Origin of the sequence: Streptococcus oralis (genome assembly GCF_003943395.1) — a bacterium.
Lineage (GTDB): Bacteria > Bacillota > Bacilli > Lactobacillales > Streptococcaceae > Streptococcus > Streptococcus oralis_BF.
This window is the reverse complement of record NZ_RJPJ01000002.1, coordinates 109546-122754: the sequence shown is the minus strand read 5'-3', so window position 1 is coordinate 122754 and position 13209 is coordinate 109546. Positions and strand designations below refer to the sequence as shown.

Annotated in this window: 11 protein-coding genes; 10 read left to right on the top strand and 1 reads right to left on the bottom strand. The window is 43.3% G+C overall.

What is annotated here, in order from left to right; genetic code table 11:
* Window positions 1-3 precede the first annotated feature (3 nt).
* The 6 genes from glmM (at window position 4) to D8802_RS01955 (ending at window position 6639) form a co-directional block, all read left to right on the top strand.
* Window positions 4-1356: a phosphoglucosamine mutase gene (glmM, locus tag D8802_RS01980; RefSeq protein ID WP_125394593.1), complete on the top strand. Its 1353-nt coding sequence runs from the start codon at window positions 4-6 to the stop codon at window positions 1354-1356.
* A gap of 73 nt (window positions 1357-1429) precedes the next feature.
* Window positions 1430-1804: a DUF1149 family protein gene (locus D8802_RS01975; protein WP_001050090.1), complete on the top strand. Its 375-nt coding sequence runs from the start codon at window positions 1430-1432 to the stop codon at window positions 1802-1804.
* A gap of 2 nt (window positions 1805-1806) precedes the next feature.
* Window positions 1807-2655, top strand: coding sequence for a DegV family protein (locus D8802_RS01970; RefSeq protein WP_125394592.1), 849 nt, complete (start codon window positions 1807-1809; stop codon window positions 2653-2655).
* Window positions 2656-2807: 152 nt separating this feature from the next.
* Entirely contained in the window at window positions 2808-3575 is a 768-nt protein-coding gene (gene dapB, locus D8802_RS01965) for a 4-hydroxy-tetrahydrodipicolinate reductase (RefSeq protein ID WP_125394591.1), read from the top strand.
* Entirely contained in the window at window positions 3572-4771 is a 1200-nt protein-coding gene (locus tag D8802_RS01960; RefSeq protein WP_125394590.1) for a CCA tRNA nucleotidyltransferase, read from the top strand. The genes dapB and D8802_RS01960 overlap by 4 nt, the downstream gene beginning before the upstream one ends.
* Entirely contained in the window at window positions 4768-6639 is a 1872-nt protein-coding gene (locus tag D8802_RS01955; RefSeq protein WP_125394589.1) for an ABC-F family ATP-binding cassette domain-containing protein, read from the top strand. Before D8802_RS01960 ends, D8802_RS01955 begins: the two co-directional genes overlap by 4 nt.
* A gap of 36 nt (window positions 6640-6675) precedes the next feature.
* Here the strand turns inward: D8802_RS01955 and mntE are convergent, their stop codons facing one another.
* Window positions 6676-7860, bottom strand: a complete 1185-nt coding sequence (gene mntE / locus D8802_RS01950) for a CDF family manganese efflux transporter MntE (protein ID WP_125394588.1) — start codon at window positions 7858-7860, stop codon at window positions 6676-6678.
* 307 nt (window positions 7861-8167) lie between these two features.
* Between mntE and D8802_RS01945 the strand changes: the two genes are divergently transcribed.
* The 4 genes from D8802_RS01945 (at window position 8168) to D8802_RS01925 (ending at window position 13204) form a co-directional block, all read left to right on the top strand.
* The gene (locus D8802_RS01945) at window positions 8168-10864 is read left to right on the top strand and encodes a cation-translocating P-type ATPase (protein WP_125394587.1); all 2697 of its coding nucleotides are present in this window, start codon (window positions 8168-8170) and stop codon (window positions 10862-10864) included.
* A 104-nt stretch (window positions 10865-10968) separates the two neighbouring features.
* Entirely contained in the window at window positions 10969-11379 is a 411-nt protein-coding gene (locus tag D8802_RS01940) for a peptide deformylase (RefSeq protein WP_125394586.1), read from the top strand.
* 11 nt (window positions 11380-11390) lie between these two features.
* The gene (locus D8802_RS01935) at window positions 11391-12986 is read left to right on the top strand and encodes a hypothetical protein (protein ID WP_125394585.1); all 1596 of its coding nucleotides are present in this window, start codon (window positions 11391-11393) and stop codon (window positions 12984-12986) included.
* An 86-nt stretch (window positions 12987-13072) separates the two neighbouring features.
* Window positions 13073-13204: a DUF3953 domain-containing protein gene (locus D8802_RS01925; protein ID WP_125394584.1), complete on the top strand. Its 132-nt coding sequence runs from the start codon at window positions 13073-13075 to the stop codon at window positions 13202-13204.
* Window positions 13205-13209: the final 5 nt, after the last annotated feature.

The window sequence follows — 13209 nt, the reverse complement described above, 5'->3', positions numbered from 1 at the left end:
AAAATGGGTAAATATTTTGGGACTGATGGAGTCCGTGGAGAAGCAAACGTAGAACTGACACCAGAATTGGCCTTTAAACTGGGACGTTTTGGTGGTTATGTCCTTAGCCAACACGAAACGGAAGCCCCTAAAGTTTTTGTAGGACGTGATACACGTATCTCAGGAGAAATGCTAGAATCTGCCTTGGTGGCAGGTCTTCTCTCTGTAGGGATTCATGTCTACAAACTCGGTGTCCTTGCGACACCAGCAGTAGCTTATTTGGTCAAAACTGAGGGAGCCAGTGCAGGTGTCATGATTTCCGCTAGCCACAACCCAGCCCTTGATAATGGAATTAAATTCTTTGGTGGGGATGGCTTCAAACTTGATGACGACAAAGAAGCAGAAATCGAAGCCTTGCTAGATGCTGCTGAAGATACTCTTCCTCGTCCAAGTGCAGAAGGCTTGGGAACTTTGGTGGATTACCCAGAAGGCTTGCGTAAGTATGAAGGCTACCTTGTTTCAACTGGAGCTCCTCTTGAGGGAATGAAAGTGGCCTTGGACACAGCAAACGGTGCAGCGTCTACAAGTGCCCGTCAGATTTTCGCTGATCTTGGAGCTCAGTTGACAGTTATCGGTGAGACACCAGATGGTCTTAATATCAACTTGAATGTGGGTTCAACACACCCAGAAGCTCTTCAAGAAGTTGTTAAAGAAAGCCAGTCAGCTATTGGTTTGGCCTTTGACGGAGACAGTGACCGTTTGATTGCCGTTGATGAAAATGGTGATATCGTCGATGGTGATAAAATCATGTACATCATCGGGAAATATCTTTCTGAAAAAGGCCAGTTGGCTCAAAACACCATTGTGACAACGGTTATGTCTAATCTTGGCTTCCATAAGGCCTTGGAAAGTGCTGGCATTAACAAGGCAGTGACTGCTGTTGGTGACCGCTATGTCGTTGAAGAAATGAGAAAATCAGGCTACAATCTTGGTGGTGAACAGTCTGGTCACGTTATCTTGATGGATTACAATACAACTGGTGATGGTCAATTATCAGCTGTCCAATTGACTAAAATCATGAAAGAAACAGGCAAGAGCTTGTCTCAACTAGCATCAGAAGTGACGATTTACCCACAAAAACTGGTCAATATCCGAGTGGAAAATGCCATGAAAGAAAAAGCCATGGAAGTACCAGCCATCAAGACAATCATCGAAAAGATGGAAGAAGAAATGGCAGGGAACGGCCGTATCCTTGTCCGCCCAAGTGGAACAGAACCCCTTTTGCGCGTCATGGCAGAAGCCCCTACAACAGAAGAAGTCAATTACTATGTAGATACGATTGCTGCTGTTGTTAAAGATGAAATCGGAATTGACTAAAGCCTAGAAAACTAGATGAAATGATAAAAATGTGGTACAATTGCATAGTAAATTGTAGCAATGGGAGAGAAAAATGAATCTTAAACGAGAACAAGAATTTGTTAGTCAGTATCACTTTGATGCTCGTAACTTTGAATGGGAAAATGAAAATGGAGCTCCTGAAACCAAGGTAGACGTGAACTTTCAGTTGCTCCAACATGACCAAGAAAACCAAGTGACTTCTTTAGTCGTAATCTTGAGTTTCATGATTGTCTTTGACAAATTTGTCATCAGCGGAACAATTTCTCAAGTTAACCATGTGGAAGGTCGTATTGTCAACGAACCAAGCGAATTTAACCAAGAAGAAGTCGAAAACTTGGCACGTCCATGTTTGAACATGCTCAATCGTTTGACGTATGAAGTAACAGAAATCGCCTTGGACCTTCCAGGAATCAATTTGGAGTTTTAGTCATGAAATTAGCTGTCATTACAGATTCTTCAGCCTATTTAGAGGAGAAGACGCTGCAAAGAGAAAATCTTTTTATCCTGGATATTCCCGTCAATATTGATGGGGAAGAGTATGTTGAAGGTGTCAATCTGACTGCTGAGGAATTTTATCAAAAAATGGCTCAGTCTACAGAATTGCCTAAGACCAGTCAACCAAGTGTTGCTAAATTGGATGAGATTCTAAGTTCCTTGAAAGAAGAGGACTATAGCCATGTCTTGGGACTCTTTCTTTCGTCAGGGATTTCAGGTTTTTATCAGAATATCCAATATATGTTAGACGAGTATGAAGGTTTGACCATTGCCTTTCCAGATACTCATATCACAAGCTCCCCTCTAGGATTTATGGTAGAGAGTGCTTTTGAATGGGCAGAACAGGGCGATGATTTTGCTCAGATTCAGGAGAAATTGGCTATCCAAATCGCTGATAATTCAGCCTTTATCATAGTAGATGACCTTGATCACTTGGTTAAGGGAGGACGTCTGTCAAATGGGGCGGCCATCCTAGGAAATCTTCTCAGTATCAAGCCCATTCTTTACTTTAATGACCAAGGTGTGATTGAAGTTTACGAAAAAGTTCGTACAGAGAAAAAAGCAATCAAACGTTTGGTGGAAATCATCAAAGAGTTGACAAAAGATGGGGACTACCGTATTACAGTCATTCATGGTAACGCACCTCAGAAGGCGGCAGATTTGCGTCAACTCTTGATTGAGAGTGGTGTGAATTCGGAGATTCCAATTGTCAGCTTTGGTAGTGTCATTGGGACCCACCTTGGAGAAGGCAGTATCGCCTTGAGTTATACGCCAGTTGTCTAGATTTGTTTGGGCAGGCTTTGTATCTTAGAAATTGAACACGGACTATCTGCCACTTGAAAAAAGATGCCTGTTTTGCCTTTCGTGGAAAGTCAGCGCCATTCTCTATTTTTCATGGGCAGCTAATGTCCTTTGTATCTTGAATAGGAGTAGAGATGAGTATTCGAGTAATTATTGCCGGTTTTAAGGGAAAGATGGGTCAAGCCGCTTGTCAGATGGTCTTGGCTGATCCAGACTTGGACTTGGTCGCAGTTTTGGATCCTTTTGAGTCTGAGTCAGAATGGCAGGGTATTCCTGTCTTCAATGATAAGGCTGCCTTGGCTGGATTTGAGGCTGATGTCTGGGTGGATTTCACCACACCAGCTGTTGCTTACGAAAATACGCGCTTTGCCCTTGAAAATGGCTTTGCTCCAGTGGTTGGAACAACAGGCTTCACTAGTGAAGAAATTGCAGAACTAAAAGCATTTTCCCGTGAACAAAATTTGGGTGGCTTGATTGCTCCTAACTTTGCCTTGGGAGCTGTCTTGCTGATGCAATTTGCGGCGCAGGCTGCCAAATATTTCCCAAATGTGGAGATCATCGAGCTTCATCATGACAAGAAAAAAGATGCTCCGAGTGGAACAGCCATTAAAACAGCTGAGTTGATGGCAGAAGTTCGGGAATCAATCCAGCAAGGTGCGGCTGATGAGGAAGAATTAATTGCAGGTGCCCGCGGTGCTGACTTTGATGGCATGCGGATTCACTCGGTTCGTTTGCCAGGCTTGGTAGCCCATCAGGAAGTCATCTTTGGCAATCAGGGAGAAGGATTGACCCTCCGTCATGACTCTTATGATCGCAGCTCCTTCATGACAGGAGTGAATTTGGGAATCAAAGAAGTTGTCAAGCGTCATGAGCTTGTCTATGGATTAGAACACTTATTATGAGATTAACGCAAATGCCTTCTGAATTTCAGAAGGCTTTACCAGTATTAGAAAAAATTAAAGAAGCAGGCTTTGAGGCTTATTTTGTTGGGGGCTCTGTTCGAGATGCCCTCCTCAATCGCCCCATCCACGATGTGGATATTGCGACTTCTTCCTATCCAGAGGAGACCAAGCAGATTTTTCCGCGAACAGCCGATATCGGAATTGAGCACGGAACGGTCTTAGTTTTAGATGGGGACGAGGAGTATGAGGTGACGACCTTTCGGACAGAAGATGTCTATGTGGACTATCGCAGACCCAGTGCGGTTTCCTTTGTGCGTTCGCTAGAAGAAGACCTCAAGCGCCGTGATTTCACAGTTAATGCCTTTGCCTTGGATGAGACAGGAGAAATCATTGATTTGTTCGATGGTCTCAAAGATTTGGAAAACAAAGTCTTGCGAGCAGTTGGAGTGGCTAGTGAACGTTTCAATGAAGATGCTCTACGTATTATGCGTGGTTTCCGCTTTCAGGCCAGTCTTGGTTTTGAACTTGAGCCAGAAACATTTGAAGCGATGAAGACTTTGACTCCGCTCTTGGAGAAGATTTCTGTGGAGCGCACCTTCGTTGAGTTTGATAAACTCTTGCTGGCACCTTTTTGGCAAGTTGGTCTGTCTGCCATGATTGAGAGTCAAGCTTATGACTATCTTCCAGATATGGCAGGAAGCCAAGACAAGCTCAATAGACTGTTTGATTTGGAGACTGATTTCACCTTTGCCTCTTCTGAACAAGCCTGGGCAGCTCTATTGTGGGCCTTGGAGATTAAAGATGCACAGCCATTTTTGAAGGCATGGAAAACCTCACGCCAGTTTGCCAAGCAGGTTCAGGATTTGCTGACCATATTGGCTCTGCGTGAAAAGGGAGAGCTGAGCAAGCGCGATTGTTACCGCTTTGACTTGGATTCCCTTCTACAAGCTGAAAGTCTTCGTCAGGCTCAAGGAAAAGTAGTCAACCCACAAGCAATCACAAAAACCTATCAGAGCTTAACTATTCATGATAAGAAAGAAATCCAAATAAATGGTGGCATTTTGATTAAGGAATATGGTTACCAGCCAGGTCCAGATTTAGGAGAGGTTTTAACAGAGATTGAGTTTGCCATTGTTGATGGAGAATTGGAAAATGACCGACAAGCCATCCATGCTTACCTAAGGGAGAAAAAATGAGTGATTTTATCGTTGAAAAACTAAGCAAATCCGTCGGAGACAAGACCGTTTTTAAGGATATTTCCTTTATTATCCATGACTTGGACAGAATCGGTCTAATTGGTGTCAATGGAACGGGCAAGACCACCCTTTTAGATGTCCTTTCTGGAGTTTCAGGTTTTGATGGTGATGTTAGTCCCTTTTCAGCTAAGAATGACTACAAGATTGGCTACTTGACACAGAATCCAGATTTTGATGATAGCAAGACAGTTTTGGATACGGTTCTATCCAGCGACCTCAAGGAAATTCAGCTGATTCGTGAGTATGAGTTGATCATGCTCAACTACAGTGAGGACAAGCAGGCTCGTTTGGAACGTGTCATGGCAGAGATGGACTCTCTCCAAGCTTGGGAAATTGAAAGCCAGGTCAAGACGGTTCTCAGCAAGTTGGGTATTCAGGACTTATCAACTCCTGTTGGGGAACTGTCAGGTGGTCTAAGAAGACGGGTTCAGTTGGCGCAAGTTCTCCTAGGAAACCACGACCTCTTGCTTCTGGACGAGCCGACCAACCACTTGGATATTGCGACTATTGAGTGGCTGACCCTCTTTTTGAAAAATTCCAAGAAGACCGTTCTCTTCATCACTCATGATCGCTATTTCTTAGACGCTTTGTCAACACGAATTTTCGAGTTGGACCGAGCAGGCTTGACCGAGTATCAGGGAAATTATCAGGACTATGTTCGTCTCAAGGCGGAACAAGATGAGCGCGATGCTGCCTTACTCCACAAAAAGGAACAAATCTATAAGCAAGAATTGGCCTGGATGCGCAGACAACCGCAGGCGCGTGCGACCAAGCAGCAGGCTCGTATCAATCGTTTCCAAGACCTGAAAAAGGAAGTTTCAGGTGGCGTTGCTGAAACAGACTTGACCATGAACTTTGAAACAAGTCGGATTGGGAAAAAAGTCATCGAGTTTCAGAATGTTTCCTTTGCTTATGAGAACAAGCCCATTTTGCAAGATTTTAATCTCTTAGTGCAAGCTAAAGACCGTATCGGAATCGTTGGGGACAACGGTGTCGGGAAGTCAACTCTGCTTAATCTCATCGCAGGAAGTCTTGAGCCGACTAAAGGTCAAGTGATCATCGGTGAGACGGTTCGCATTGCCTATTTCTCTCAACAAATCGAAGGCTTAGACGAGAGCAAGCGCGTTATCAATTACCTGCAGGAAGTGGCAGAAGAAGTCAAGACCAGTGGTGGTTCTACGACTTCCATCGCTGAGTTGCTAGAGCAGTTCCTCTTCCCACGTTCGACGCATGGAACCTTGATTGAGAAATTGTCAGGCGGAGAGAAAAAACGCCTTTATCTTCTCAAATTGCTCTTGGAAAAACCAAATGTTCTTCTTTTGGACGAGCCGACCAATGATTTGGATATTGCGACTTTGACAGTTTTGGAGAATTTCTTGCAGGGCTTTGCGGGTCCTGTCTTGACAGTTAGCCACGACCGTTATTTTCTGGATAAGGTAGCGACCAAGATTCTTGCCTTTGAGAATGGCAACATCCGTACTTTCTTTGGTCATTACACTGATTACCTTGATGAAAAAGCCTTTGAAACAGAGATGGCCAATCAAGTGCAAAAGGTCGAAAAGGAGAAAGTGGTCAAAGTCCGTGAAGACAAGAAACGCATGACCTATCAAGAAAAGCAGGAGTGGGCAAGCATTGAAGGCGATATTGAAGCCTTGGAAAATCGTATCGCTGCTATTGAAGAGGAGATGCAGGCAAATGGCTCTGACTTTGGCAAACTAGCGACCCTTCAGAAAGAGCTAGACGAGAAAAACGAAGAACTCCTTGAAAAATACGAACGCTATGAATACCTAAGTGAGTTTGATAGTTAGAAGAATAGAAAAATCCCGTCTTATGACAGGATTTCTCTATTCTTTTTTTGTCTCTTGATGAAAGATATTTTGCCAAGTCTCATGGCGACGCCAGATACTAGTGTGGACGATGCCATCTAACTCATAGCAAATAAGTTTGGTTTTCTGACTAATGGAGGTAATCTGAATATCCTTAATCGCAGCTTTAAGTTCTTTTTCAGACTTATAAGCCTCTTTGTCCATCTGCTCCCCATCCTGACGAATATAGAGAAAGTCTTCAGCAAGGAGTTCTTCTAGCTGATTTCCCTGATCAATCAATTGCTCACGCATGAGCAGTTTTTTGTAGACATTGTCTAAAATTTCGTCTTCAGGTATGGGAGCTGGCTCGATATGGACATCGGTATCAAAGACTCCAAAGCGCTCTTCTAGCATAGACTCGACCTGGTCTGCAATTTCGTGACTTTCATAGACTGACAGGTCAGGATTCATCTCTAGGGTGATATCAAGGTAGATATTGCTACCGTAGGTACGCCCTCTTTGGTATTTGACCTTACTAATCTTTGGAATCTCCATAATAGCCTTTTGGTAGTCCTCTAGCAAACGGTCGTCAAAACCATCTGAAAGACTGAAGGAAGACTCGATAAAGATATCATAGGCTGTTTTTAAGATAAAGAAAGTGATAATGATAGCGACCAATTTATCCACGATAGGATAATTGAAACTGCTAGCTAGGATAGCAATGGAAGTCCCAAGCGAGGTGACAGCATCGGAAAGATTGTCCTTCGCAGCTGCCTTGAGGGCCTTGGATTTGGATTTCTTACTGAGGCGTGTATTGTAGAGATAAACAGCAAACATGACCGCTGCCGAAATGATTCCTAGAAATGCTCCCAGAGGATCGATAATCGTTTGTTCCCGACTGAGGATTTTCTGAATGGTGTCCCGAAGCACATCAAAACCAACGTAGAACATGATGATGGAAGTGATCAAACTAGCCAAATCTTCAATCTTCCAGTGACCGAAACGATGGTCACGGTCTGCAGGTTGGCGAGCCATCCGAATCCCGATCAAGAGGGCTACATTTCCAATAATATCGGATACGTTGTTGAAACCATCTGCCACCAAACTGGAAGAATGCAGGAGGTGACCAGTTGCCAATTTTGCCGCAGACAAGAGGAGGTAGGTTGAAATACTGATAATGGCTCCACGTTCTGCCAATTTGAGATTTGACATGGATTGGTTCATCGGACTTCCTTTCTAGTGCTGAGATTCTGTTTTCATTATACTGGTTTTCATGGGAAAATTCAAATTTAGTCTTGTTTCATCGGATTTTAATTCTTGAAAATTGTTCAAATTTTGATATAATAGTACTACTCAAGGGAGTAGCTGGCAGAAACCTGTGATAGTGTCGTCATTCCGAATTTTATACTGAAAAGTATGCTTTCCGGCGCTATCTTAAACAGCGAGACTTGTTATGATTAACAGGTCTCTTTTTGTTTGTCATAAAACCAAAAGAGAGCTTGTTTTGCACATAAAGTCAAGGAGGAGACACATGTCAAAAGAACAAAAACGCCAAGCGTTTTATACTCAAAGTCCTGAAGAGGTCTTGAAGGCTGTGGATGCGACTGAGCAAGGTCTTTCGTCAAGCGAAGCGCAGAAACGTCTAGCTGAATATGGACGCAATGAACTGGAAGAGGGTGAGAAAAAATCTCTCCTAGTCAAGTTTATCGAGCAATTTAAGGATTTGATGATTATCATCCTGATTGCTGCGGCTATCTTGTCAGTCGTAACTTCTGGTGGAGAAGATATTGCAGATGCCATCATCATCCTAGCCGTAGTTATCATCAATGCTGCCTTTGGTGTTTACCAAGAAGGAAAAGCAGAAGAAGCTATTGAAGCCCTCAAGTCTATGTCTAGTCCAGCTGCTCGCGTTATTCGTGATGGACACATGGCAGAAATTGATTCCAAAGAATTGGTACCAGGTGATATTGTTGCCCTTGAAGCAGGTGACGTCGTACCAGCAGATCTTCGCTTGCTAGAGGCTAATTCACTTAAAATAGAAGAAGCAGCCCTAACAGGTGAGTCTGTTCCAGTCGAAAAAGACTTGACTGTCGAGCTCTCTGCAGATGCTGGTATTGGTGACCGTGTCAATATGGCCTTCCAAAACTCAAATGTGACTTATGGTCGTGGTCTTGGTGTTGTTGTCAATACAGGTATGTACACGGAAGTGGGTCATATCGCTGGCATGCTCCAAGATGCGGATGAGACGGATACACCACTCAAACAAAACTTGAACAACCTTTCTAAGGTCTTGACCTATGCGATTTTGGTCATTGCCCTTGTTACTTTTGTAGTCGGAGTCTTCATTCAAGGTAAAAATCCACTTGGTGAGTTGATGACCTCTGTTGCGCTTGCTGTTGCAGCCATCCCAGAAGGGCTTCCTGCTATCGTGACCATCGTTCTTGCCCTTGGTACTCAAGTTTTGGCAAAACGAAACTCTATCGTTCGTAAGTTGCCAGCAGTTGAAACGCTTGGTTCAACTGAAATCATCGCTTCTGATAAGACCGGTACGCTTACCATGAACAAGATGACAGTCGAAAAAGTCTTCTATGATGCAGTCCTACATGATTCAGCTGATGACATTGAACTAGGTCTTGAAATGCCTCTTCTTCGTTCTGTTGTTTTGGCTAATGATACTAAGATTGATGCAGAAGGAAACCTGATCGGGGATCCAACGGAAACAGCCTTCATCCAGTATGCCTTGGACAAGGGCTATGATGTTAAAGGATTTTTAGAGCAATATCCTCGTGTGGCTGAATTGCCGTTTGACTCAGATCGTAAACTCATGTCAACGGTTCATCCATTGCCAGATGGTAAATTCCTCGTAGCAGTCAAGGGAGCCCCTGACCAACTCTTGAAACGTTGTGTTGCTCGGGATAAAGCTGGAGATGTCGCTCCGATTGATAATCAAGTCAATGACATAATTCACACAAACAACTCTGAAATGGCTCACCAAGCCTTGCGTGTCCTTGCGGGTGCGTATAAGATTATCGATAGTATTCCAGAAAATCTTACTTCTGAAGAGCTTGAAAACAACTTGATCTTTACTGGATTGATTGGAATGATTGACCCTGAACGTGCCGAAGCTGCAGAAGCTGTTCGTGTGGCTAAGGAAGCTGGAATCCGTCCAATCATGATTACGGGTGACCATCAAGATACTGCAGAAGCTATTGCCAAACGTTTGGGAATTATTGATGCAAATGATACAGAAGGCCACGTTTTAACTGGTGCTGAGCTCAACGAACTGTCAGATGAAGACTTTGAAAAAGTAGTTGGTCAATACTCTGTTTATGCCCGTGTGTCTCCAGAACACAAGGTTCGTATCGTCAAGGCTTGGCAAAAACAAGGTAAGGTTGTTGCTATGACAGGTGACGGTGTTAATGATGCGCCAGCTCTGAAAACAGCCGATATCGGTATCGGTATGGGAATCACTGGTACAGAGGTTTCTAAGGGGGCTTCTGACATGATTCTTGCAGATGATAACTTTGCGACTATTATCGTCGCAGTTGAAGAAGGACGTAAGGTCTTCTCAAACATTCAAAAGACTATTCAGTACTTACTTTCTGCCAATACTGCTGAAGTATTAACTATCTTCTTATCAACCTTGTTTGGTTGGGACGTCTTGCAGCCAGTTCATCTTTTGTGGATCAACTTGGTAACAGATACCTTCCCAGCTATCGCTCTTGGTGTTGAACCTGCTGAGCCTGGTGTCATGAATCATAAACCACGTGGACGAAAGGCAAGCTTCTTCTCAGGTGGTGTTTTGAGTTCTATCATCTATCAAGGTGTACTCCAAGCAGCTATTGTTATGAGTGTTTATGGACTTGCAATTGCTTACTCAGTTCATGTGGGTGACAATCATGCCATTCATGCGGATGCCCTTACTATGGCCTTTGCAACCCTTGGTTTGATTCAACTATTCCATGCCTACAACGTTAAGTCTGTTTACCAATCCATCTTGACAGTTGGACCATTCAAGTCTAAGACCTTTAACTGGTCAATCTTGGTATCCTTCATTCTCTTGATGGCAACAATTGTTGTAGAACCGCTTGAAGGAATCTTCCACGTAACCAAACTAGACTTGTCACAATGGGGAATCGTTATAGGCGGAAGCTTCTCAATGATTATCATCGTCGAAATCGTTAAGTTTGTTCAACGTAAACTTGGTCTTGATAAGAATGCGATTTAAAAAGAAAGTCATCTTCGGATGGCTTTTTTTGCATTTGAGGGAAAGGACTAGAAGTCGCCCTCTTTTGTGTTATAATAAAGTAAAGTTGTAAGGAGCGTAAGAGAATGGAAAAGAAAATTGTCCGAGATGTCTTATTTTTGTCGCAGGTCTCGAAACCTGCAAGTCAGGAAGACCTTTATCTGGCTAAGGATTTGCAGGATACCCTGTTGGCTAATCGCGAGACCTGTGTCGGTCTGGCGGCCAATATGATTGGTGTGCAGAAGCGCGTGATTATCTTGAATCTTGGACTGGTTCCTATGGTCATGTTTAACCCCGTCCTTTTGTCTTTTGAGGGAGCTTACGAGACGGAGGAAGGTTGTTTATCTTTGACTGGGGTTCGAACGACGACTCGTTATGAAACGATTACGGTTTCCTATCGCGATAGTAAGTGGCAGGAGCAGACCATTACACTAACAGGTTTTCCAGCTCAGATATGCCAACATGAACTGGATCATTTAGAAGGACGAATTATTTAGGAGGAACTCAGATGAAACGCATACTATTTGAACTTGTTTTTATCGCAACGACCTGGTATATCTTTTTGCCACCCTTCAATCTTACCAGTTGGGAATTCATCTTCTTTCTCTGTGGGCATCTGGTGGTGATGGGGATTTTGTTTAGTATTCGTAAGGATACCAATCTCCTCAAGACAGTTCACGTACGTCATGGCAAGGTTGCTAAAGATCTCAATCTAGAAGGATTTCATTTTAATAAATTAGGTGGAGGATTGTTGCTGGCCGCAGGACTTATCTTTGTCCTTGCTGGTCTGGTAAGCCTAGTAACCTCTAGCTTTTTCCAAGCAAAAAATTATGCTAATGTGGTGTCCATCACAGAAAAAGACTTTAAAGATTTTCCTAAGAGTGATACCAGTAAGGTTCCAATCCTAGATCGGAGCACTGCAGAAAAGATTGGTGACCGTTACCTGGGTTCTTTGACGGATAAGGTCTCCCAGTATGTGGCAGCAGATACCTATACTCAGCTGACGGTTGATGGCAAACCTTATCGGGTGACACCTTTGGAGTATGCCGACCCGATCAAATGGTTTAATAATCAGTCCAAGGGAATTGGTGAGTATATCAAGGTTGATATGGTGACAGGAAATGCGGAATTGGTGGATTTAAAAACGCCGATGAAGTATTCAGACTCCGAGTATTTTAATCGTGATGTCAAACGCCATCTTCGGATCAAGTACCCAACCAAGATTTTTAAAACGCCCTCCTTTGAGGTGGATGATGAAGGCAATCCCTTCTATGTAGCAACCGTTTATCAAAAGCAGTTTGGTCTAGGAGTCCCTCGCCCTTCATCTGTTATTATCTTAGATGCTACCAATGGAGAAACCAAGGAATACAGCTTGGATGAAGTGCCAGAATGGGTGGACCGTGTCTATCCAGCAGAAGAAACCATCGAACAAATCAACTACAACGGCAAGTATAAAGACGGCTTCTGGAATGCTTTGATTTCTAAGAAAAACGTTACCCAAACGACAGAAGGCTATAACTATCTTTCTATCGGAAATGACATTTATCTCTACACAGGAGTGACTTCAGCAAATGCTGATGAAAGTAATCTAGGATTTATCCTCGAAAATATGCGCACTGGTGAAATCACCAAGTACAATCTAGCTTCAGCAACCGAAGAATCAGCCCGTGCTTCTGCAGAAGGAGCCGTTCAGGAGAAGGCCTACAAGGCTACCTTCCCTATTCTTGTCAACCTCAATGACAAACCACTCTATATCATGGGCTTGAAGGACAATGCAGGCTTGGTCAAGGAGTATGCATTGGTCGATGCAGTGGAGTACCAAAACGTTATCGTAGCAACTACGGTAGATGAACTCCTCAGCAAGTATGCCAATAAAAACGACCTCGAGCTGGATAATGAAACGGTAGAAAACATCAAGGGAGTAGTTTCAGACCTTAAATCAGCTGTCATCAAGGGTGATACCGTCTATTTCTTTAAAGTTGATGGCAAGATTTATAAGGTCAAGGCTTCAGTATCAGACGACCTTCCTTACCTCGAAAATGGTCAATCCTTCGAAGGTCAAGTTGGAAAAGATAATTATCTCAAGACCTTTAAAGTACAATAATACTCTTCGAAAATCAAATTCAAACTACGTCAGCGTCGCCTTGCCGTACTCAAGTACAGCCTGCGGCTAGCTTCCTAGTTTGCTCTTTGATTTTCATTGAGTATAAAAATAGGTTTTCTCAGTTCAAGGAGAAAAAAGATAAATTCTTGTCTATCTTAACAAATTTAGCTGGCACAGGCCTTGTTCTCGTGGCTATCTGGTTAGGATGGCCAAAATAAACAGA

Coding starts and splice junctions, on each gene's coding strand:
- D8802_RS01955 (WP_125394589.1), top strand. CDS start 4,768: ATGAGTGATTTTATCGTTGAAAAACTAAGCAAATCCGTCGGAGACAAG.
- D8802_RS01945 (WP_125394587.1), top strand. CDS start 8,168: ATGTCAAAAGAACAAAAACGCCAAGCGTTTTATACTCAAAGTCCTGAA.
- D8802_RS01940 (WP_125394586.1), top strand. CDS start 10,969: ATGGAAAAGAAAATTGTCCGAGATGTCTTATTTTTGTCGCAGGTCTCG.
- mntE (WP_125394588.1), bottom strand. CDS start 7,860: ATGAACCAATCCATGTCAAATCTCAAATTGGCAGAACGTGGAGCCATT.
- D8802_RS01935 (WP_125394585.1), top strand. CDS start 11,391: ATGAAACGCATACTATTTGAACTTGTTTTTATCGCAACGACCTGGTAT.
- D8802_RS01960 (WP_125394590.1), top strand. CDS start 3,572: ATGAGATTAACGCAAATGCCTTCTGAATTTCAGAAGGCTTTACCAGTA.
- dapB (WP_125394591.1), top strand. CDS start 2,808: ATGAGTATTCGAGTAATTATTGCCGGTTTTAAGGGAAAGATGGGTCAA.
- glmM (WP_125394593.1), top strand. CDS start 4: ATGGGTAAATATTTTGGGACTGATGGAGTCCGTGGAGAAGCAAACGTA.
- D8802_RS01975 (WP_001050090.1), top strand. CDS start 1,430: ATGAATCTTAAACGAGAACAAGAATTTGTTAGTCAGTATCACTTTGAT.
- D8802_RS01970 (WP_125394592.1), top strand. CDS start 1,807: ATGAAATTAGCTGTCATTACAGATTCTTCAGCCTATTTAGAGGAGAAG.